Source organism: Maridesulfovibrio sp. (assembly GCF_965230075.1).
GTDB lineage: Bacteria > Desulfobacterota > Desulfovibrionia > Desulfovibrionales > Desulfovibrionaceae > Maridesulfovibrio.
In genome coordinates, this window is record NZ_OZ245945.1 from 1564303 (window position 1) to 1585250 (window position 20948).

Annotated in this window: 17 protein-coding genes; 7 read left to right on the plus strand and 10 right to left on the minus strand. The window is 46.4% G+C overall.

Annotated features, from left to right (window positions below):
- The first annotated feature begins 47 nt into the window (after positions 1 to 47).
- Together ACO05Z_RS07060 and ACO05Z_RS07065 are read left to right on the plus strand one after the other, a co-directional pair.
- Positions 48 to 914 carry a DNA polymerase III subunit delta' gene (locus ACO05Z_RS07060; RefSeq protein WP_421901456.1) on the plus strand — a complete coding sequence of 289 codons (867 nt, stop codon included), beginning with the start codon at positions 48 to 50 and terminating at the stop codon, positions 912 to 914.
- Positions 915 to 1009: 95 nt separating this feature from the next.
- The gene (locus tag ACO05Z_RS07065; RefSeq protein WP_421901457.1) at positions 1010 to 1486 is read left to right on the plus strand and encodes a GNAT family N-acetyltransferase; all 477 of its coding nucleotides are present in this window, start codon (positions 1010 to 1012) and stop codon (positions 1484 to 1486) included.
- 6 nt (positions 1487 to 1492) lie between these two features.
- Here the strand turns inward: ACO05Z_RS07065 and ACO05Z_RS07070 are convergent, their stop codons facing one another.
- The gene (locus tag ACO05Z_RS07070) at positions 1493 to 1819 is read right to left on the minus strand and encodes a hypothetical protein (RefSeq protein WP_421901459.1); all 327 of its coding nucleotides are present in this window, start codon (positions 1817 to 1819) and stop codon (positions 1493 to 1495) included.
- Positions 1820 to 1887: 68 nt separating this feature from the next.
- Positions 1888 to 2931: a S41 family peptidase gene (locus ACO05Z_RS07075; RefSeq protein ID WP_421901460.1), complete on the minus strand. Its 1044-nt coding sequence runs from the start codon at positions 2929 to 2931 to the stop codon at positions 1888 to 1890.
- A 132-nt stretch (positions 2932 to 3063) separates the two neighbouring features.
- Between ACO05Z_RS07075 and mgtA the strand changes: the two genes are divergently transcribed.
- Positions 3064 to 5592, plus strand: a complete 2529-nt coding sequence (gene mgtA / locus ACO05Z_RS07080) for a magnesium-translocating P-type ATPase (protein ID WP_421901461.1) — start codon at positions 3064 to 3066, stop codon at positions 5590 to 5592.
- Between the two features lie 12 nt (positions 5593 to 5604).
- On the opposite strand, the gene ACO05Z_RS07085 is transcribed toward mgtA, so the two are convergent.
- From ACO05Z_RS07085 to ACO05Z_RS07105, 5 genes are all read right to left on the minus strand, one after another.
- Positions 5605 to 6387 (minus strand): substrate-binding periplasmic protein, encoded by a 783-nt coding sequence (locus ACO05Z_RS07085; protein WP_421901462.1) that lies wholly within the window; start codon positions 6385 to 6387, stop codon positions 5605 to 5607.
- A gap of 719 nt (positions 6388 to 7106) precedes the next feature.
- The gene (locus ACO05Z_RS07090; protein WP_421901463.1) at positions 7107 to 8117 is read right to left on the minus strand and encodes an alpha-hydroxy-acid oxidizing protein; all 1011 of its coding nucleotides are present in this window, start codon (positions 8115 to 8117) and stop codon (positions 7107 to 7109) included.
- A gap of 20 nt (positions 8118 to 8137) precedes the next feature.
- Positions 8138 to 8935 carry a sulfite exporter TauE/SafE family protein gene (locus ACO05Z_RS07095; RefSeq protein ID WP_421901464.1) on the minus strand — a complete coding sequence of 266 codons (798 nt, stop codon included), beginning with the start codon at positions 8933 to 8935 and terminating at the stop codon, positions 8138 to 8140.
- A 27-nt stretch (positions 8936 to 8962) separates the two neighbouring features.
- Positions 8963 to 9661, minus strand: coding sequence for a FadR/GntR family transcriptional regulator (locus tag ACO05Z_RS07100; RefSeq protein ID WP_421901465.1), 699 nt, complete (start codon positions 9659 to 9661; stop codon positions 8963 to 8965).
- A 141-nt stretch (positions 9662 to 9802) separates the two neighbouring features.
- Complete coding sequence (locus ACO05Z_RS07105; RefSeq protein ID WP_421901466.1) at positions 9803 to 10453, minus strand: succinate dehydrogenase/fumarate reductase cytochrome b subunit; 651 nt, start codon at positions 10451 to 10453, stop codon at positions 9803 to 9805.
- 334 nt (positions 10454 to 10787) lie between these two features.
- Between ACO05Z_RS07105 and ACO05Z_RS07110 the strand changes: the two genes are divergently transcribed.
- Positions 10788 to 13616, plus strand: coding sequence for a M16 family metallopeptidase (locus ACO05Z_RS07110; protein WP_421901467.1), 2829 nt, complete (start codon positions 10788 to 10790; stop codon positions 13614 to 13616).
- Positions 13617 to 13661: 45 nt separating this feature from the next.
- Here ACO05Z_RS07110 and ACO05Z_RS07115 read toward each other — a convergent pair whose 3' ends face one another.
- Positions 13662 to 14291, minus strand: coding sequence for a YigZ family protein (locus ACO05Z_RS07115; protein ID WP_421901468.1), 630 nt, complete (start codon positions 14289 to 14291; stop codon positions 13662 to 13664).
- A 185-nt stretch (positions 14292 to 14476) separates the two neighbouring features.
- On the opposite strand from ACO05Z_RS07115, the gene ACO05Z_RS07120 reads away from it, so the two are divergent.
- The 3 genes from ACO05Z_RS07120 (at position 14477) to ACO05Z_RS07130 (ending at position 17974) form a co-directional block, all read left to right on the plus strand.
- Entirely contained in the window at positions 14477 to 14821 is a 345-nt protein-coding gene (locus ACO05Z_RS07120; RefSeq protein ID WP_421901469.1) for a DVU0772 family protein, read from the plus strand.
- A 149-nt stretch (positions 14822 to 14970) separates the two neighbouring features.
- Positions 14971 to 16575: an ATP-binding protein gene (locus tag ACO05Z_RS07125; RefSeq protein ID WP_421901470.1), complete on the plus strand. Its 1605-nt coding sequence runs from the start codon at positions 14971 to 14973 to the stop codon at positions 16573 to 16575.
- Positions 16576 to 16783: 208 nt separating this feature from the next.
- Positions 16784 to 17974 carry a PLP-dependent aminotransferase family protein gene (locus ACO05Z_RS07130; protein WP_421901471.1) on the plus strand — a complete coding sequence of 397 codons (1191 nt, stop codon included), beginning with the start codon at positions 16784 to 16786 and terminating at the stop codon, positions 17972 to 17974.
- Between the two features lie 77 nt (positions 17975 to 18051).
- Here the strand turns inward: ACO05Z_RS07130 and ACO05Z_RS07135 are convergent, their stop codons facing one another.
- Positions 18052 to 19773 (minus strand): bacteriohemerythrin, encoded by a 1722-nt coding sequence (locus tag ACO05Z_RS07135; RefSeq protein WP_421901472.1) that lies wholly within the window; start codon positions 19771 to 19773, stop codon positions 18052 to 18054.
- A 161-nt stretch (positions 19774 to 19934) separates the two neighbouring features.
- A complete protein-coding gene (locus ACO05Z_RS07140; RefSeq protein ID WP_421901473.1) occupies positions 19935 to 20867 on the minus strand; it encodes a LysR family transcriptional regulator in 933 nt (310 codons plus the stop codon).
- Positions 20868 to 20948 lie beyond the last annotated feature (81 nt).

Sequence of the window (20948 nt, forward strand, 5' to 3'; positions counted from 1 at the left end):
ACTCTATCTTTTCAGAATATTTTATCAGGCTTCGCTGTCGGCACACCATGTTCACATCTATTCAAGAAACTGCTTCCAGACAGAGTCTGGTTCTGCCAAGGTTTGCCAAATTGGCTGCCAAGCCTCCTCAATGCTTGTTAATTGAGGGCGGCAGCGCTGACGAGCGCATGGACATGGCCCGCTACTGGGCTTGCGTGCTCAACTGCGAGAATGGTCAGGACCCGTGCGGTTCTTGCCAATCCTGCCAGCAGATCGCAGAGAATGCCTTTAATGACTTTCTGCTCATCGACCGCGAAGAGAATGACAGCGGCACCGGATTGAAGCAGGACATTTCTGTAGATTCAATTCGTGAATTACTTCCTGTCTGGGGACAGCCTCCTCATGGCGGTGGAACTCGTGTCACCGTGGTCCGCGAAGCGCAGCACCTTAACGGCAATTCTGCCAACGCGCTTTTAAAGACCCTTGAGGAACCTCGTCCGGGCAATGTTTTTGTTCTTACTGCACCACAGCGAGAACGGTTGCTTGAAACCCTTGTGTCCCGCAGTTGGGTTGTCACCCTTGCCTGGCCTACAGATCAGCAGAATTCCCCTGAAGTGGCTGATTGGGTCAATGCCATGCTTAAATTTTGGAGATCAGGTCAGGGCTGGTTTGCCCGTACTTCCGCCAAGGGAGCCTTGGATAAAGAAATGGGTTTGCAGGTAGTCATGGGCTGTCAGCGTGAACTTAAAAACGCGCTCGTGAATCCTCAAGCTACTTCCGCAGCTAATGCGCTCTACGGTTTGTTCGATCCCAAAGGTTTGCGCAGGCTTGACCTTGTGCTTGGAAAGGCGCAGGAGTCCCTCAATTACAACGTAAACCCGCCTCTGGTTCTTGACTGGGTCTGCACTGCTGCAATGCCTAAAAAGCGACGGTAGGATGGGGCTGTTTTTTTCTGTCATTTAGAAGTTTTCTAGTTTATTCACCTCTGGTAAGTACGGTTAATCAAGCTGGTAGTTGGGAGGAGATGAATATGGACTCTTCAATCCATTATGATCAATTACAACCGGGTGAAGAAGACCGTGCTTCGCAACTGATTTTCAAAGTTTTCGATGAAAAGGTTGCTCCGTGTTTTACGGAGGAAGGGTGTGTAGAGTTTAAGTCTTTTGCCACACCCGAAGCCTTACGTGAACGAGTTGGAGAAGGGGCGTTTATTCTTGCTGCGCGGGATGATACTAACCTTGTAGGGCTCGCTGAAATCCGCTCTTTTGAACATCTGTGTTTGCTTTTTGTTGATTCTGCAGAGCAGGGTAGAGGCATCGGCAAGGTTTTGGTTCAGATGGTAGTTGATCACTGCCGGAATGCTGGAACCAGTGAAATTACCGTCAATTCATCGCCCAATTCCCGGACCTTCTATGAAAATTGTGGCTTTACTGCACAAAATGAAGAGCAGCTTAAGAACGGCATTCGATTTGTGCCGATGAAGTATGTGCTTAAATCGGGAATGTAAACTTGTTTACAGCGATTGCAGAAAGCTTTCGGCATAACTTAGCTCAACATCCGTTTCCATGGCATAGCTGATCATTCTAGCGGAAGTTTTGGGAATGCGGACATCAGGAGAAATTCCGCCAATCCCATTTCGGCTATCCAATTGTACTTCTCTGTACTCATTGAGTGATTGTCCGTTTGGGAAATGTATTTCGAAATCTCCCGGCATTTTCGCTTTTCCCCCTGTCAATCCAAATGATCCGTTCGTTCCGTAAAAGCCGACTATGTATCCGTTGTCGAGGTTTTGTATGGTCATAGCAACCCCTTCAGCAGAACTGATGCTTTCTGGATTCACTAGGGCGACAATCGGTCCTCCGAAATAGGGTGTTTGGGGCGCAATATTCAGGGATATATCCCAACCGATTATGTAAGAGTCATCAGCGCTTGGGAGCAGGATCTCGCGTTGACCAGTGTAGGCATTGTAAATGTTCTGGTATTCATAAAAAAAATGTCTTTGTAAAAAAAAACTGAAATTCTGGCTGCTAATTCATCAGAACCTCCACCATTGCCCCGAAGATCGATTATTAATCCCGGAACATTTTTTTCAGTCAGAAACTCCATTGCTTCTTTAAATTTATTGTAAAGCTGATCCGTTGAGATTATCGGGCTTTCCAGCGTGCCAAGTTGTATATAGCCATATCCGCTGGATAGGACTTCATACTTGATGGGCTCAAAAGGATTTATTTTATTCCAAGGCGCTGTTTTTCTGAGGATCGTCCCATTGTCATAGGTGGCAGTTAATGCGGCTACGAATGCTCCTGTGCCGTCTGATTTCATGTATGTTACATTGCTGACAGCACCGACAGGATCAAGTGCCAGTGCTCGATATTGCTCAAGGGTTGTGTGTTCATTGGTCGCTATAGAAGCAGGTTCAGGACGCCATAGGGTGGATGTTTGTGTCACAGCTGTTGAGATGGGAACTCCATCCCATTGGGTAATTTCAGCACCTAAATCTATTCCTGCAATATCAGCAGGGCCACCTGTTGTAAGGACGTTAGCGATAACTTTGCCATCATCTAATCCAATAATACCAAGTCCGTACGTCCCGTTTGTGTTTTTCATGATGAGATCTATTTCATCTGGCTCCCAAGTAACATGTCCGTCTGGTGTGGACCTTGTATATTCAAGGAGTGCAGTGATATAATCATCTGCATTACCTCCTGCCTCAGCGAGAACAATTTTAGGGCGTATAGTGTTGTTCAAAGATACCCAGTCAATGTTTTTCCACTCCCCAAACGCATATTGTTGTTGCAGTAATTCATGAAGTGAATCGTACGCTTGAGTCCAGCTTAGGGCACTAAAGTCTTCTTTTTCAGGCTTAATAAATGGATGGTGGCTGTAGCTGTATCCGCTTCCGCATCCTGTATTACCATTAAATATAAAGATCGAGAGGATGGCAAATATCAACGATGAAGTGCTATTTCGATTCCCGTTTCCATAAATTAACTTTCTCGAAGTTGACTTATTAAGCCTTTTTCATTCTATAATATGGGATCGGTGGAGTTTTTCCGTTCTGATTGTCAACGAGTGGAGATGGTTATGGATATAGGCAGCAAAAATTTCTGGAGCAAGAATTCTGATACTGTCCTACGCGAGTTAAGTACTTGTGTTGACGGCTTAATTGAAGGGGAGGCTGCTCAGAGGCTTGATCGGTTTGGTCCCAACAGTTTAAAGGAACAGGCTTCTCATTCCTCTCTTTCTCTGTTTCTCGCCCAGTTTAAAAGTCCTATTGTCATTATTCTGATTGCCGCAGCTTTGCTTTCCGTCGCTCTTGGTGACAGCACCGATGCTATAATCATCATGGTAATCATTTTTGCCAGCGGGTTGCTCGGCTTCTGGCAGGAAAAAGGAGCAGCAGGTGCCGTTGAATCATTACTGGAAACCGTGGAAACCAAGGCCGATGTGCTGCGCGGAGGTCAACACCTTCAGGTTCCCGTGGATGAGATTGTTCCGGGAGATATTATCAAACTCCATGCCGGGAAGGGGATTCCCGGTGATTGTCGTATCCTTGAATCCCGTGACCTGTTTGTCAATGAAGCTGCCCTTACCGGTGAAACTTTCCCGGTGGAAAAGGATGCTAAAGATTGTGAGTATGATACCCCTCTTTCCGGGAGGACCAATACCTTGTTTATGGGCACACATGTTGTGAGCGGCAAAGGGAAAGCGGTGGTTGTTTCAACTGCTCTGGATACCGAGTTCGGCAAGATTTCGAGGCGTTTGCGTCTTCGCCCTGCTGAAACTGAATTTGAGCGCGGTATCCGTAAATTCGGTTATTTGCTCATGGAAGTTACCCTTGTCTTGGTAGTGCTCATTTTCGGCTGTAATGTAATTTTTCATAAACCGATCCTCGACTCATTATTGTTTTCCCTTGCTTTGGCTGTGGGGCTTACTCCCCAACTCCTGCCTGCAATTATCAGTGTAAATTTAGCCAATGGCGCCAAACAGATGGCCCAGCACAAAGTTATCGTGCGCCGTCTATCATCCATTGAAAATTTTGGGAGCATGAATGTTCTCTGCTCGGATAAGACCGGGACACTTACTGACGGTACAGTAAGACTTAAGGGCGCATTTGATATTCATGGCGATGATAGTGCAGATATTCTGCAGTTGGCTTATCTTAATGCAAGCCTTGAAACAGGCTTCTTGAGTCCTATAGATGAAGCCATCCGTAATGCCGGTAAGTTTGATATTTCCAATTACACCAAGACTGATGAAATACCGTACGATTTTATTCGCAAAAGGTTGTCCGTGCTGGTCAGGAAAGATAGCGATGATCATTCTCGGCTGGTAACTAAAGGTGCGCTGAGTAATATACTGGATTGCTGTACTTCTGCTGTTGCTCCTGACGGCAGTGTGGTTGAGATCAATAAAGTAGCTGATAACGTGCAGTGTAAGTTTGAGGCGTTCAGTGCACAGGGATTTCGTATTCTTGGAGTGGCTACACGCGATTTGCCTGCTGACGCACAGGTGGGGAAGGGAGATGAGTCGGGCATGGTTTTCCGTGGCTTCCTCGCGTTTTGGGACCCACCGAAAGCCGGAATCATTGAGACTGTTGCAAAACTTAAGGATATGGGTGTAGCCCTCAAGGTTATAACCGGGGATAACCGCCATATTGCCGCTAAGGTGGGGCATGAAATCGGCTTGAAAGATCCTGTTATCCTTACCGGAACAGATATAAACCGCATGCACGATGACGCACTTGTGCAGAGAGTCCGAAGTGTGGATGTATTTGCGGAAATAGAACCTAACCAGAAGGAAGATATCGTGCTGGCCTTGAAGCATGCCGGGGATGTTGTTGGTTACATGGGCGACGGTATCAACGATGCTTCGGCCCTGCGTGCGGCTGACGTGGGCATTTCTGTGGACAGCGCGGTTGATGTTGCCAAGGAAACAGCTGATATTGTTTTGCTGGAAAAAGATCTTGGTGTACTGGAGCACGGAGTTGTCGAAGGTCGCAAGACCTTTGCCAATACCCTTAAATACGTATTTATGGCCACCAGTGCCAATTTCGGGAACATGTTTTCCATGGCCGGAGCAAGTTTATTCCTGCCTTTCCTGCCACTGCTTCCCAAGCAGGTCCTTTTGACCAACTTGTTCACCGATCTTCCGGAAATGACCATTGCCACTGACAATGTGGACCGTTCCTATATTGATCAGCCTAAACGTTGGAACATTTCCTTTATCAAGAAATTCATGATTGTTTTCGGTATAGTAAGTTCAGTTTTTGATTACATGACTTTCGGTGTTTTGCTTTTTCTTTTGAATGCTTCCCCTGAAGAATTCCGTACTGGATGGTTTCTGGAATCCATTGTTTCAGCAACGCTGATCGTGTTGGTGATTCGTACCCGTTTGCCTTTTTACAAGAGTAAGCCGGGTAAGCATCTTGTCTGGGCTACTTTGGGTGTAATCGGGCTGGTACATCTGATTCCATTCAGTCCTTTGGCTGGAATTCTTGGATTTAAGCCGTTGTCACTAAGATTTTTGATCGCAATGTGGGTGATTGTAGGTCTTTACGTGGCTGGAGCAGAGTATGCTAAGAAGGTGTTTTATCGTAGCGTGGGCGGATAAAGCGAGCATTTATTAATGCTCAGCATACCGGCTAAGCTCGGTCTCGTACTTAATCTCAAGTATGGCGGCATTGATTTTTATAATTGTTTCATCTGAAACATCTCTGGAAAAGATTAGATGGCGTGTGTTGCCTTTTATTATATCTTCCATGGACATGAAGTAGAAATCGTTTTCTTTGTAGTCTGATTGTTTAACTATTCTAACAATTTCAACCGGTGCTAGAAGACAGAAGTCAATGCGTCCGTCATGCAGCATTTTTACCAGCTGCTGAGTTGTCCCGGATAGGGCATGAAAGGATTCGGGATATTTTTCCAGTAAATAGTCAATATATCCTCCCATGGAATGTCCTGCGATATATCCTGTTTTGAATTTTTTTTGCGCCAGAATTTCTTCAAGCTTGTTGTACTTTGCGAATAGTTCACGGTTTTCTTTTTTTACGAGCACGACAATGGGTTTGTTTTCGTAAATAGGCAGGGAAAATTTAGCGTATTTCTCGCGTTGTGCTGTTTTGAACCAACCTATGGAGGCAAAAGGGCCTCCTTTTTTGATGGTGTGCAATATGCGTTTGGAAGGCATGCTGATATAACTGCATTTACATCCTGCTTTGTTCATGATTCTTTGAGTAAGATGCAGTAAAAATCCCTCTGGTTTTTGGGCGGTGTTTGTATAGTAATAGGGTGGAAGTTCTATATAGCCAATTTTTAGTTGTTCTGCATAGGCTGTATCGTGAATTAAAAATATAACTGAAAATATTACAGTAAGATGTGTGAGTATGAGATAAAGGTTCTTTGTCATATCTCTTTCAGTTATTCATCTCTTTTGTTGCTGTTAATTTGCCGTAAGTTACCAGATTAATATATTTAAGATGGGTGTAGTGATAACACGTATAGCTGTGCCTGTCTATTGGACAGTCAGAAATAGGACAAAAGAAAACCCCGGACAGAACCGAAGTTCCGTCCGGGGGCTTTAAATACATGTTGCACAGATTACTGAGTAACGTGTCCTAACCAAATGTTAACGGTTTGCTTTTAGTATTACCTAAATTACGCGTATCAACCAAGATTAGCGGTTGTTATGAAATTGTTCTCAACGCGTCTAAACCGATTTAGTGGTTTGTTACAAAGTTTCAATAATTCCGTTTTGCCGTAGAAGAGGGGGTCCATTTTCGCACTTGCCGGGATAACCGGCTATTTCCAATCTCTCCGTGGGCCCGTTGGAGGTCTTAAAAGAACTCTCGCGGTAGGCTCCCCTCGAATTGAGCCTCGACTTGAGACTCGTTTTTAGAAAGTGCAATCAAATTGATTTCACTCCCGTCTGAGGGTTGGTAACGAGTTGCCTTGGTACAACTACCTCTGCCTTTGACTTAAAGATAACTCCGCTTAAGCCACGCGTCAATACCTAAAATATATTTTTATCGTTACTCAGCAGAAGGCAAATAAATTCGGATCGATGGGCAAATAAAAAAGCGAGGTAAAGATTCCTTGGAATCTTTACCTCGTTGAGTTTCGGATAGGTTAACGATATAAAACCCTGATATCCACAAAACTTGCTTTTTCAGTTCCGGTGAGAACCATGGCTGAGGTGAGTTCTGCTTTAAGCTGGTCGATGTATTTTTCCACGCCTTCCTGCAAGCCGCCCACGGTGGCGATAGAGAAGGGGCGACCGATCATGACTGCATCTGCACCAAGGGCCAACATCTTAAGAACGTCGATGCCGGTGCGCACGCCGCCATCGACCATTACGGAGCACTGGCCTGCAACTGCACGGGAGATCTCAAATAGCACTTCTGCTGTGCCGGGACAGGAGTCGAGTACACGCCCGCCGTGGTTGGAAACTACGATACCCTTTGCGCCTGCATCTATGGCCATGCGTGCTTCGTCCGGGGTCATGATGCCCTTAAGGATGAAGTCAGCGTTTACGGACTCAATGATCTCACGCAGTTTGCGCATACATTTCGGAGTAACCGGGCGTCCCATTTTCTTGAGGGTGATCAGTCCGGCAGCATCGATGTCCATACCGATGATTTTACATCCGGTTTCTTCGGCTTTCTGGAGCTTTTCATTCAGTTCTTTGTCTTCCCACGGTTTAATAAAGGGAATGCCGTGTCCATCAACATCCTTGATCGCTGCAAAGCCGCTTTCATGGATAAAGGGCGGTACTCCGTCTCCGGTGCAGCCGATGATGCCTTTTTCTTTGCAGCCTTTAAGCTTGTTGGTGATGTAATCAAGCTCGCTGACCTTGCCCCCCATGTTGAATTCAACTCCGCCGATGGGTGCGGCAATGACCGGAATATCAAGGTCGATACCCATGACATTTACCGAGGTGTCCGGTTCGCTGAATTCATGGATGGTGCGCATGTTTAACTTGAGGTCTTCAAGGGCTTTTACATTATTTTTGAAGCTGGAAGCAGTGCCGAGTCCGCCCATGCCAGGTACTTCGCCGACACAGGCTTTACCGTTACAGACAGGGCAGACTTTGCAATAACCTTTCATTAATTCACGAGCATTATCTCGTACTTCTTTCATGTGGATTCTCCTTAAATATATTAAAAAATAGTAATCAGCATTCTGGTTGCTACGATTATGAGCAGCACTGCGAAAATTTTCTTGAGCTTATCTACAGGCAGGCTGTGTGCCAGCCGGACACCGATGGGCGCGGTAAGCATACTAGCTGAAACGATCCCGATCAAGGCGGGCAGGTAAACATAGCCGATGCAGTAGGAGGGTAGTCCTTCCACGCCGATTCCAGTCCATACGTATCCGGCAGTCCCGGCAATGGCGATGGGTAAGCCGATTGCAGCAGCAGTGCCGATGGCGGTATGGATGACGATGTTGCACATGGTCAGGAAAGGTACGGAAAGGGTTCCGCCGCCGATACCGACCAGGCTGGAAAATATACCGATCACGTTACCAGCCACGAACATTCCCTTGGAGCCGGGAACCTGCCGCGAAGCTTTGGGTTTGAGCCCGAAAAGCATCTGTGAGGCAACGTAGTACAGGAAGACTACAAATATGCCTTTCAGGAAATTTGTATTCATGAACGAGGTGGACAGAGAACCGAGAAATGTTCCGAGGATAATTCCCGGAGTGATGGTCTTGAAAATATCCCAGCGCACAGCCCCGCGTTTATTGTGCGAGCGCATGCTGGATATGGAAGTGAAGATGATACTTGCGAGGGAGGTTCCCAGTGCAATGTGCATCAGGTGTACTTCAGGGATGCCCAGCGGGGGCAAAGTGAAGACGAGGATGGGTACAATGACCAGCCCCCCGCCGATGCCGAGCAATCCGGCCAGAATTCCGGCGAAAATACCAAGTACAATGAAAATCAGTAAGGTAGAGAACATCCGTTCCTCCTCTACTTTTGCTACAGGTTATTCTGATGAACTACGGCCTGTTGCCGCTTCTTCGACTTCAGCAATATGCTTGCGCATGGTTTCACGGGCCTGAGCTGGATCACGATTCTCAAACGCTTCAAGAATTTTGAAATGCGCAGTGATGGAGGCCTGCTGGCGTTTAGGCGGTTGCAGGATTTCACTGCGGCTTTCTTCCATGATGCGATCTAATGCCTGCATCATTTCCGGAAAAATGGAGTTTCCGGTAGCTTTGGCAATTTCAAGATGCAATTGGGCGTCAAGATTGCTGGTGTTCTTGCCGCTCTGGGCTTTCATCTGTTGATCACAGACTATGACCTTTAAGCGGTTGAGCGTTTCCTCGTCCATTGAAGCAGCTGCCAGTGCGGCGATTTCCGGTTCAATGACTCTTCTGAACTGGAAAATGTCACTGATTCTTTTTTTCTGGTCGCTGAAAGCTGTGGTGAAGGCATCGAAGATATCTGCGTCCATGTCGGCAAGGATATATGTGCCATCCCCGCGGCGACTTTCAACCAGATTTTTCTGGGCCAGTGATTTGATTGCTTCCCGGATTGAGCTTCTTGAAACTTTGAACCTTTCCGCTAACGTCCTTTCCGCAGGCAGTTTGTCGCCTTTTTTCAGATTGCCCGATTCAATCAGCTCGGCAATTTGCCGTGCCACCGATTGGTGCACTGTTTTGGCTGGATTTTTTGAATCCATAATGGGTCCTACCAATTTATGATTTTGAACAATTGGTCTGACCAATATCATTGATTTAGAAATCAAGCAATATAATCAAGATCAAAAAAAAGCCGTCTACTATTGGTAGACGGCTGTTCTGCGTAGGGTTGCAGCTAAATTTTAAGTACTTAAGGTCATGAAGCGGGCCAAAGTGGCCAGACCAATGCAGATGAAAAATACAGCCAGCCCGGTGGCGAACTTGTTCAGTCTGCCACGCTGGTAATCTTTGATGAAGCCCCATTTGACCGCAATTCTGTAGAGGCCTGCCACAACGTGCATGACAACTAACGGAGCCAGCACAAGATAGAAGAAAATCCAAGGTCCGGATTGGATGCGTTCTGCTGATCGGGCCGCTGTGATAGGCAGGTCGCTGAGTACTGCCCACATGTGGATGGCACCCATAACCAGAATAAGCATGGCAGAAACGACCTGTACAACCCAAAGCCATGTGTCACGGTGTTTGAGCATCTTGGCGTGTTTCCAGATTGTTTTCTGGCCTTCAAGTCTGAAGGGGATTTTGCGTGCAGCAAGGTAGAAATGAAAGAGGAAAAGGAGAAAAAGGATAGGGCCGCCGATCTGGGCCATATAGTTTTCCTCGTAAGTGTGGGCAATAGTGTCCATGATGGACGGACTGAAAATCACACTTGAAACAAGGCTCATATGCATAAATACAAAAATGATAAGAGCCACCCCTGAAAACATCTGGAGCCAGTCCAGAATCGCGTCACTCTTGCCCCGCTTGACAGGAGCGACAGTAGCATTGAAAGACATCAGCACCTCCGTATAATAATTGAAATAAAATACCTCGCAACTGGTATTTTCCGCGCCGGAGATAATGTCCTCCAGATGTTGTTTTGTCAATCAACATAAACATTGTTTGTTGCAGGTAAGCACTTGGAATTATGGGGATGGAGGATTGGTTTACGTTTTTCGTAATTGTGTGGTGCTGGCGATGGTTTTTGGCTTCTTTTTATTCCTTTACATTGACCTTGGCGAAACCCATGCTTAATTTATTTTGCAGTGTTCATGGGATATTGTTAGTCGCCCTCTATTTTTACGATAATTTGTACTTCAAACCTGATTGACATACCGGAGTTAAAGAGACATGGTCCCTCAACAAAATGTGAAGGCTGTAGCAGCCGTTAAAGGATTTGATTTTGAAAAAATATGTATTTTCATGCTACTTTGCGGGGTGCTCCTAATGAGCTCCGGATGCAAAGTTGAAAAAATAGATGCCAATAAAAAGGAAGATGTGGCTGCCGGATTGATTGATAGTGAATCCGGGGCCGCTCCCGCAGTTCAGCCCGTTGCTGATTCCGATGCGGAAAAAGCCGCATCCGCTGAACTGAGCGATGAAATTAAGAAAGCTCTTGCTTCCGGCGAAGGGCCGCACGTGATCAAGCTCAAGAACGGTATGTCCATTCTTGTTAAAGAGGATGACCGCTTTCCGCTGGTTAATGTGCGTCTGTTCGTCCATGCCGGATCATCTTACGAAGAACCTGAGCAGGCCGGGATCAGCCATCTCTTGGAGCACATGGTATTCAAAGGTACCGAGACCCGTGGTCCCGGTGAGACTGCTCGTGAGATCGAGTCTGTGGGCGGTGATATGAATGCCGCAACCAGTTTTGACTACACTGTTTATTACGTGGAAGTCCCTGAGAATGAATGGAAGCTGGGCATGGACATCGTCACTGACATGACCTTCAACGCCAAGATTGATCCCGAAGAACTCAAGTCTGAGCGCGAAGTTGTTCTTTCCGAGCTGGAGCGGGGTGAAGACAACCCCGGTAGCAGGATTTTCAAAACTCTGCAGTCCATAGTCTGGAAGGATACCAGTTACCAGTGGCCTATCATCGGTTACCGTGACACTGTGAAAGGAATTTCATCCGAAGATATTCACGCATACATCGACCGCCTTTACCAGCCGCAGTCCATGCTGCTCAGTGTTGTCGGTAAGATTGACCCCGAGGCTGTGGTTAAGGAAGCGGAAAGACTTTGCGGCAGCCGCAAGTCCGTTAACCCTGTTGTTCCGCCAACTGTGTTCCCTGTTCCTGCTTCCGGCAAGACTACTGTTAAGGTTGTCCCCGGTAAGTGGAATAAAGTTTATATCGGTGCAGCTTTCCCCATTCCCGGCCTGAGTTCTTCTCAGATTGCCGGACTTGAAACCATGTGTGAGCTTCTTGGTGGCGGTGAAACATCCCGTTTGTACCGTAAGTTCAAGTATGAAAAACGCATGGTGGATAGCATCTCCGTGTCTTCCCTTACTCTTGAGCGGGCCGGGATGCTTTACGTCTTCGCCACTCTTGATGCTGATAAGGTTGAAGAGTTCTGGAAAGAACTCATGATTGAGCTTTCATCAGTTGATTTCAACGATTTTACTGACCGCGAAATGGACCGGGTGGTCATCAACCTTGAGGATTCCCTATTCCTGACCAAGGAAACCCTTTCCGGGCTGGCCTCCAAGCTGGGTTACTTCCAGTTCTTTGAAGGTGGGCAGCAGGCCGAGGAAAATTACCTCTACGATCTGCGCAACATCACCCGTGATCAGTTGCAGCAGCTTTATGATGAGTATTTTGATCCTACCAAGTTGGCCGCCTGCATGCTTATGCCCGAAGGCGTAGAAGCTGACGCGCAAAGTTTTGAAAAAGCCGTTGCTGCTAACTGGCCCGCAAAAGCAAAGGCCGCAGCACAGTCTGATGACGTAGGCCCGGGCGAAGCTGCAACTATTGAGTTGGCAAACGGAAGCAAGCTGGTTTTTATTCCTGACGAAACCCTGCCTTACACTGCCATGTCCATGTATTGGGTAGGTGGTGATGCTGACCTTACTTCCGAAGAGCAGGGGCTTGCGGCAATGGTTTCCCAGAGTCTGACTCGTGGAACCGAGAGTTTGAATGCCACTGAGCTGGAAGATTTTGTTTCGGATAGAGCTGCATCCCTTGGTGCAACTGCCGGACGTGAAGTTTTCGCTATCAATGCAAAGTTTCCGTCTCGTTTCACTGCGGATATGTTGCCGCTGATCAGTGAAGTGATCTCCAGCCCGCGCTTTGCTCCTGAAGAGCTGGACCGCGCAAAGCAGGATCAGGTTTCTGCCATTAAACGCAAGGAAGACCGTCCTTTGAGCCTTGCATTTAGGAATATGTTCCCCTTCCTTTATAAAGACGGCAGTTATTCCTATTTCCATCTTGGAATGCCCGAGGATGTGGAGAAGTTCTCCCGTGAAGATATTCTTGCCTATTGGAAAAAGCAGTCTTCCCGTCCTTTCGTAATTTCCATCTGCGGTGATTATGATCGTGAAGCACTTGCTGCATTTGCAAAGGAACTGGACGGCAAACTTGTCGTGAAGGATACCGCAGTGTCAGTGCCTGCCCCTCATTGGGGAGCGGAAAAGGATTTGACCATGACCCTGCCGGATCGTAATCAGGCTCATCTGATGGTTATTTTTCCGGTACCGGGTATGGAGGATGAAGAGGCCACCGCAGGGCTTTCTTTGCTTCGTGCATCCCTTGCAGGGCAGAGCGGACTGCTTTTTCGTGATCTGCGCGACAAGCAGGGGCTTGGTTACACCGTGACCGCCTTCCTCTGGCAGGCACCCAAGACCGGATTCATGGCTTTCTACATCGGTACCAAGCCGGAACAGCTTGAACAGGCCATGGCTGGCTTCGACAAGACTGTGAAAATGCTTAAGGAGAAGGATTTGCCGGAAGATGAAATCCTGCGCGCTCGCAATATCCTGCGCGGTGAGTACTATCAGGAACACCAGAGCCTGCTTTCCCGCAGCCGGGAAGCTGCCAGCCTGATCGTAAAGGGATTTGAGCCGAACCTTGATCAAAAGATAATCGAGAAGGCCTCCAAGACTGATGCCGCTCAGGTCCGCGAGTTGATTAACAAATACATCGACTGGGACAATAAATATACTTTGACCGTAAAGCCGTAAGGTAAATTAAAACCCCCTCACTTCATGAAGTGAGGGGGTTTTAATTTACCTCCAAATATCTTCCTCTTCTACCAATATCTCAGCTGTGCCGTTGGTATCTTCCACAATCCGTGCGCAAAAATCTTCCACCTGATCTGAGGGCATGATCAGCGTAAACATCAGGCTGGCTCCGAAGGATTGCTCTTCGATCTCTGCCCGGTATTCGCCAAGCATGCGTCTCAGCATTCCTTCCTGCGCATACGAAATTTCAAGTGTCAGTATGCGCATGGGCACTTTCATGACTACTTCGAGTTCTTCCAATCCCTGTTGCACTGCACCTGAATAGGCTCGCACAAGCCCTCCGGTTCCGAGTTTAATTCCTCCGAAGTACCTTGTCACCACAGCGGCGATGTCCCCGATGCCGCTTCCTTGTAATACTTGCAGCATGGGTTTACCAGCTGTGCCTTGCGGTTCGCCGTCGTCGCTCATGCCCATGTCCCCGGTCTGGGGAGGTCCGGCTATGAAAGCGGAGCAGTGGTGACGGGCGTCAGGAAATTCGCTTTTTATGGCTGCTATGAATTCTTTTGCTTCTTCACGAGTCTGTACAGGCTTGAGGTCACATATAAATCGACTTTTTTTAATCGTTTCCTCAGTGCGGATGCTTTTTTTGGGGACAGGATATGCTTGATTAGCCATGTTAGATTACTGCTTGATATAATTGATTTTGTCTTGTTTGTTATCCGTAAGGTTAATTCATACAGCACAGAAATTTAAATTTAAAGGAATTTATCTCTTGACTCAGTAATAGGAATTGTTATTATTTAATCAAGGTTGATGGGAAAACAACTAATTTGGATATTTTAGACAGTAAGGAGATAATTATGGGAAGCCTTAGAGATTACAAGAATTGGGACATTGATTGGGAAATGACTCCTGAAGATGCCGTAACCCTGTACCTTGAGTGGGGAAACCATCCTTGGGATTCCAAGTTTGCTCCGGTAACTTCCAAGAATGACTATACAAACTATTTCACCGTTTATCTGTGGGACGATAAGCCGAGAGTGCTCTTCGTACGCAGGAACTCGGAAGAGGCTCGTGAACTGATGAGCATTGAACTGCCCAAGGACATTGCTGAAAGGTTCAGGAAGTCGGTCGGCGACCTTAAGGGTAACTATCCCGTAAACGCCGAAGTAAGAGAATGGATCGAATCGCAGATGAATAATTAGTTCCCATCTCCTTATCATCTAACCCGCAGGGGGACAGGCTACCAGTCTGTCCCCCTCACTTTTTGTTGTGTGTTAATTGTCCTCTTGTGGTATTATTCTTAATAAGGGGTACTGAAGGCAATTGTATTGTTTTTGATGGGAAGGGACATATGCCTGAAATGAATAACCACCAAGAGTTTGGTGAACTTCTGCCTGCAATGATTTGCGAGTTTTTGCCGGATAGTACCCTTACGTATGTAAACAGGGCATATTGTGAGTATTTTGGAAAAAATGAAGATGAGCTAGTAGGCTACAAATTCTTAGAGTTCCTACCTGAAGATGCTGTAGATGCTGTCAAAAGCCGATATCTGACCCTTACTCCTGAAAATCCGATTCAAACCCATGTGCATGAAGTGGTCAGGGATGGAGAGATCTATTGGCATGAATGGACGAATCGAGCTTTTTTTGATGATCAGGGGCAGGCGGTCCGTTTTCAAGCCGTTGGTCAGGACACAACAGAACGCAAACTGATGGAGCAGTTACTTCAGTCACGGCTTATGCTGCGTGAATATGCCATTGAACACAGCGTAGATAGTATTATAAGCCGTACTCTTAAAGATGTAGAAAAGTTTACCTGCAGTAATTATGCGTTTTTCCGTTTTGCAGAGTCCAATGATTTTATTCTTGACGCTGAAGATCTGTTTAAACTGAATTATTCGTTACGAAAAAAGTATGAAAGAAAGATTCAGAATATTTACATGCTGGATAGCTGGTGCTTTGAGTGTTACCAAAAATGTTGTTCAATATATAATGGAACAATTGAGGAAGGTGTTTTGCGTAAAGATTTACAAGATGATTTTATGCAATACTTTTTAATCACCCCTCTAATGTATCAAGGTAAAGTTTTTGCTGTTCTGGGTTTATGCAAACAGGATCGGCCTTTTTCTAAAAAAGATACGGAAGTAATTAATCAGTTGGCACCTACTGTCGCTGATGCTGTTGTTCATAAAATTATGTGCAATGCTCTGCTAAAAAGCAAAGAGCAGGCTGAGGCGGCAAGCAAGGTTAAATCTGAGTTTCTCGCAAATATGAGTCACGAAATACGTACGCCCATTAATGGAATAATGGGTATGCTTCAACTTTTGAAAACAACTGACCTTGATGCTGAGCAGTTGGAGTATACTGACTATGCCTTGAAATCCAGCAGCAGGCTGAGTTCATTGCTTACAGATATTCTCGATCTTACTATGGTTGAAGCGGGGCAGCTTGAATTGCAGATTGCGCCTTTTGAAATAGCGGAGACTTTAGATTCGGTTAATCAGTTGTTCGGGCAGGAGGCTCGTGACAAAGGGTTGGTCCTGAATTTTGATATCAGTCCTGAGGTTCCGAAAACAGTAGATGGCGATGCTCTGCGGTTGCAGCAAGTCCTTGTTAATCTTGTAGGTAATGCCTTAAAATTTACCGAACAGGGTAGAGTAGATGTTGGAGTAGCTCTGGCGGAAGACTATTCAAAAGGACTTCTTTTTGAAGTCCGCGATACTGGAATCGGTATCTCAGATGACATGCAGGAGAAGCTTTTTGAGCCATTCATTCAGGGAGATGGTAGTTATAAGCGGAGCTTTCAAGGGGCCGGCTTGGGGCTGTCGATTTGTAAGCGTGTTTTAAAGGTTATGGGCGGTGAAATTTGTGTCTCCAGTGTTCTGGGAGAAGGTGCTGTCTTTTCGTTTACAATGCCCCTGATTACCGGGGATTCCATTTTGAAAGCTCTAGCTTAAGCTGCATTTTTTGTACTGCATTAAAAAAACTGTTTTGCTACTTGTGTTCTAAATAAAAATCAGTATGCTTTCTTCCATTCCAACGTTCGCATCCCTTTATTTTATCCGAAAATAAGCAACGAACTGCCGAAAATCCATTGCTATATTTGGCCGTGGCGTAATTCCTTATGTATTTCTTTCGGCATCACATATTCTCAAGGAGGCTCATATGCCCGTTAAGTTTGCAGACCGCATGTCTACAGTGCACAGGTCTTTTATTCGTGAAATTCTGAAAGTAACTGAAGATGCTTCAATTATTTCTTTTGCCGGTGGTTTACCCAATCCTGAACTTTTCCCTGTTTCCGACCTTGAGGAAGCTGCGGTTAAAGTTATGCGGGAGAGCGGACCGCAGTCCATGCAGTATTCCACAACAGAAGGTTTCCAGCCCTTGCGGCAGTATATTGCAGATCGTTATAAGGAGAAAAAAGGCATCGAGGTTGATGCTGATGAAATCTTGATAACTTCTGGTTCACAGCAGTGTCTGGACTTGCTGGGCAAGGTTTTTCTTAATGCTGGGGATAACGTTGTTATCGAACGGCCCGGTTATCTTGGCGCGATCCAGTCTTTCTCGGTTTTCCAGTCAAATTTCCTTACTGTAGGTCTTGAGCACGACGGTCCTGATCTTGACGAACTGGAAAAAGTGCTGGATGAGAACGAAGCTAAGATGTTTTACGCTGTAACAAATTTTCAGAATCCTTCAGGGCTGACTTACAGTGCGGAAAAACGTCAGGGCGTGGCAGATATTCTTAAAGATCGTGATATCCTTTTTGTGGAGGATGATCCTTACGGTGAACTCAGGTTTATGGGTGATTTTGAGAAACCTGTTGTGCGCGGTTACCTTGAAGATAACGGCATTCTGCTCGGTTCTTTCTCAAAGGTTGCTGCTCCGGGATTCCGCCTTGGCTGGATGGTCTGTGGCGGGGAAATGCGGGATAAGCTGATCATCGCCAAGCAGGCTTCCGACCTGCATACCAGTACATTTGCTCAGCGGGTTATGCATCAGTATGTTATTGATAATCCGCTGGATAACCATATTGAAAAGATCCGTGAACGGTACGGAAATCAGCGTGCGGCAATGGTTAAGGCCATTGAAGAGTATTTTCCTGCCGAGGCAAAAGTTACCCGTCCTGAGGGCGGTATGTTCCTCTGGGTAACACTCCCGGAAGGAATGTCTTCCATGGATCTCTTTGATGAGGCCATTAAGAACAAGGTGGCTTTCGTTCCCGGACGTCCTTTCTATGTGGATGGCAGCGGCGAGAATACCTTTCGCCTTAACTTCTCCAACTCTGACGAAGAGCACATTGTAGAAGGAATCAAGCGTCTTGGTGCTGGCATCAAGGATTTTCTGAGTAAAGAATAGTTGTTAATTCCATTTAAAATTAAAGGCCCTGAAACCTAGGTTTCAGGGCCTTTTTCAGTATCTGTGGCTGGCTGATTTTAATGGTAGCCATTCTCATGCATGAAGTCGGTGTACTTGGCGTCAACAACCATGATGTGCTTGATGAGCCAGTCCTTGAGGAAGCGGATAATGTCGGTAGAGGCGGTAACTTTGCCTGCAGCAACATCGTCTCTAAATTCAGCGATTTTATCGATGAAAGTCTTATGCAGCTTCTTGTGCGGTGCTGTTTCCGGGTAGCCATGCTTGTCGAAAATCTTTTCTTCGTATCCAAAGTGGTAAATGGTGTACTCAAGGAGTCTTTCAGCCACTTCGCCAATTACTGTGTCGGCCTTGCGCTGGCGCATGGCTCCGTAAAGTTCGTTAATCAGGTCCAGAAGTGTCATGTGATGTTCATCAATGGTGCGCACGTCAACTGAAAGATCATCTGACCACTCAACGATTTTGCCGGAGCTGGTGTCCACAATTCTTCCGGTTGAAATTCCCTGTACAATTGAATCAAGTTCTTCGACAACACTGGCGATTTCAGTGAGTGCGTGGGCGGATGCGGACATGCCTTCCGAGGTCTCGGATGCAACCCTTGCCACATCACTGATGGCCATGTTGATTTCTTCGGATGCTGCGGACTGTTCTTCACTTGCTGCAGCAATGGATTCAACCTGAGTGTTTGTCTCGTCAACGATTCCCACAATTGCTTCCATGAGTTCACCAGACTTGGCTGCGGACTCAGTGGAGTTAACAATATCCTCTGCAGCAGATTCAACAGCAGCGATATTTTCGCGTGCATTGTCCTGAATTTTGGAGACAGCCTCGCCAACGCCCTTGGTGGCGTCCATGGTTTTTTCAGCAAGCTTACGGACTTCGTCAGCAACAACTGCGAATCCTCGTCCAGCTTCACCGGCACGGGCTGCTTCAATTGCTGCGTTCAGGGCCAGCAGGTTGGTCTGGTCAGCGATATCAGTAATTACGGTCATGATCTGGCCGATGTTGTCAGCCTGTTCACCCAGAGTAGCCATGGTTTCCTTGAGGTTGAGGATAGTGTCCTTGATCTGTTCAAAGGACTGGATGGCTTCTGTTACGCCTTTTGCGCCATGGACTGCATTGTCCTTGGACTGGGCAGAGCTGTTAGCGGCAAGGCTGGCGTTCTGGGCGACTTCCAGAACTGTACTGTTCATTTCTTCCATTGCAGTTGCGGTTTCGGTTACACGATCGCGCTGCAGGTCCATACCGGCGCTTACCTGGTTGACCTGCGCACTGAGTTCTTCAATCCCTGCGAAAAGTTTTCCGGAAATGCCGCCGGCATTTACAGCGGATTTGTTGATAGCTTCAAGTGCTTCTTTCTGATCAGCAAGTTCCTTGCGGGCATTTTCAGCTTCTGACTCTGCTTTATTTACCCTGCTGCGCAGATTGTCTGCTTCCTCTTCTGCCTTGCTGAAGTTTTCAGCCAGCTCATGGATTGTTTTTCCGGCTTTTTGGGCTGTTTCATTAACCTCGTCATCAAGGCCGGCAGGAATGGAAGCCTTTGTTTTGCCTTTGCTCAGGTCAACAAGATAGTTACACAGAGTTTCCTGCTGATTGCTGAGTCCTGAATTAAGGGAGATAAACGCCAGCACAGTTGCAACAATGGCAACACAGAGAATAATTATTTGGGAGAGGGAAATTCCAGATTCAGCAGCCGGGAAAAAAGCAGCCATGACAACCGAAGCAACGGCCATCAGGAATATCACAACTATGGATAAGGTCAGTTTCAGTTTCTCAGGCATGTTTTCTCCTTTTGCGGGAAATTCTTGTTCTGGTTCGTTAACTATTCTTATAAAATAAAAAAAGTTTATTGCGCAAGCATGTTACAGACAAAAACTGCTTTCCATTGAAAAAAATAACATCATTTTCGCAGAGTTGTAAATTAAATGACTGTTTTTCCTCATCACGTCAGTCCCAGCGGAGGTAGGGCTGTTGCAACTTCCTTAATTACCGAGCGTATCCATTGCTGTGCCGGATCACTGTCATTCAAGGAATGCCAGTGCTGAGACACTTCGAATTCTGTGTTTTCCAACGGCATCCTGACTATGCGTAATCGTCCCTTTGCTGCATATATTTCTGCCAGACGTTGGGCCATACTGCCGACAAGATCAGAATTTTCTACCAGTGCAGGAATAACTGTCTCCTGTTGCAATACAATCTTGATTTTTCTCTGCACTCCTTTGCGGTAAAGGTAGTCCTCAAGAAAGCCCAGTCCTGATTCTGAAAGGGAAAGAGCCGCAAATTCACTATCGGCCATTTCTTCTTCATTCATTACCCTGCCTTGTATTGGGTGGTCTTTGCGGACAACGCAAACCTCCCTATCTTCAAACAGCTTCTCCTTGAGTACCCCGGCTCCGTAATCTCTGGGGCAGCCAAGAAACAGATCCAACTTGCCATTTTGAAGCATTTCTGTCCGTTTTTCATAGGTGGTTTGCATTATGCGAATGGAAATTTCCGGAGCTTTGGCTTCAATGATCTTTAGTATGCCTGGGAGTAGCAGCTGACAAAGATAGTCGCTGAGTCCAAGGTTGAATGTCCGTTTGGATGAAGAGGGATCAAATTCTCCCCGGTCGGCAAGTGACTGGTTTATTGTTTTCAGGCTGGGAGCGATGTTTCGGTGTATTGTTTTGCAGAGGGGAGTAGGTTCCATGATATTGCCCCTGCGGACGAATAGCCGGTCATCAAAGTGGTGGCGAAGCTTGGAAAGAGCATGGCTTACCGCAGATTGGGTCATGAACAGCTTGTTCCCGGCAAGGGTCAGGCTTCGTTCGGTAAATATCGTATCGAGTATGACCAGCAGGTTCAGGTCAAGATTGGACGGATTAGTTTTGCTCATACAGGGAATGAATAGTTTTCAGTGGTAAAAGTTAATAAGCGGGAGTAGTTATGCCTTCACATACATCTCTAATACTTTATT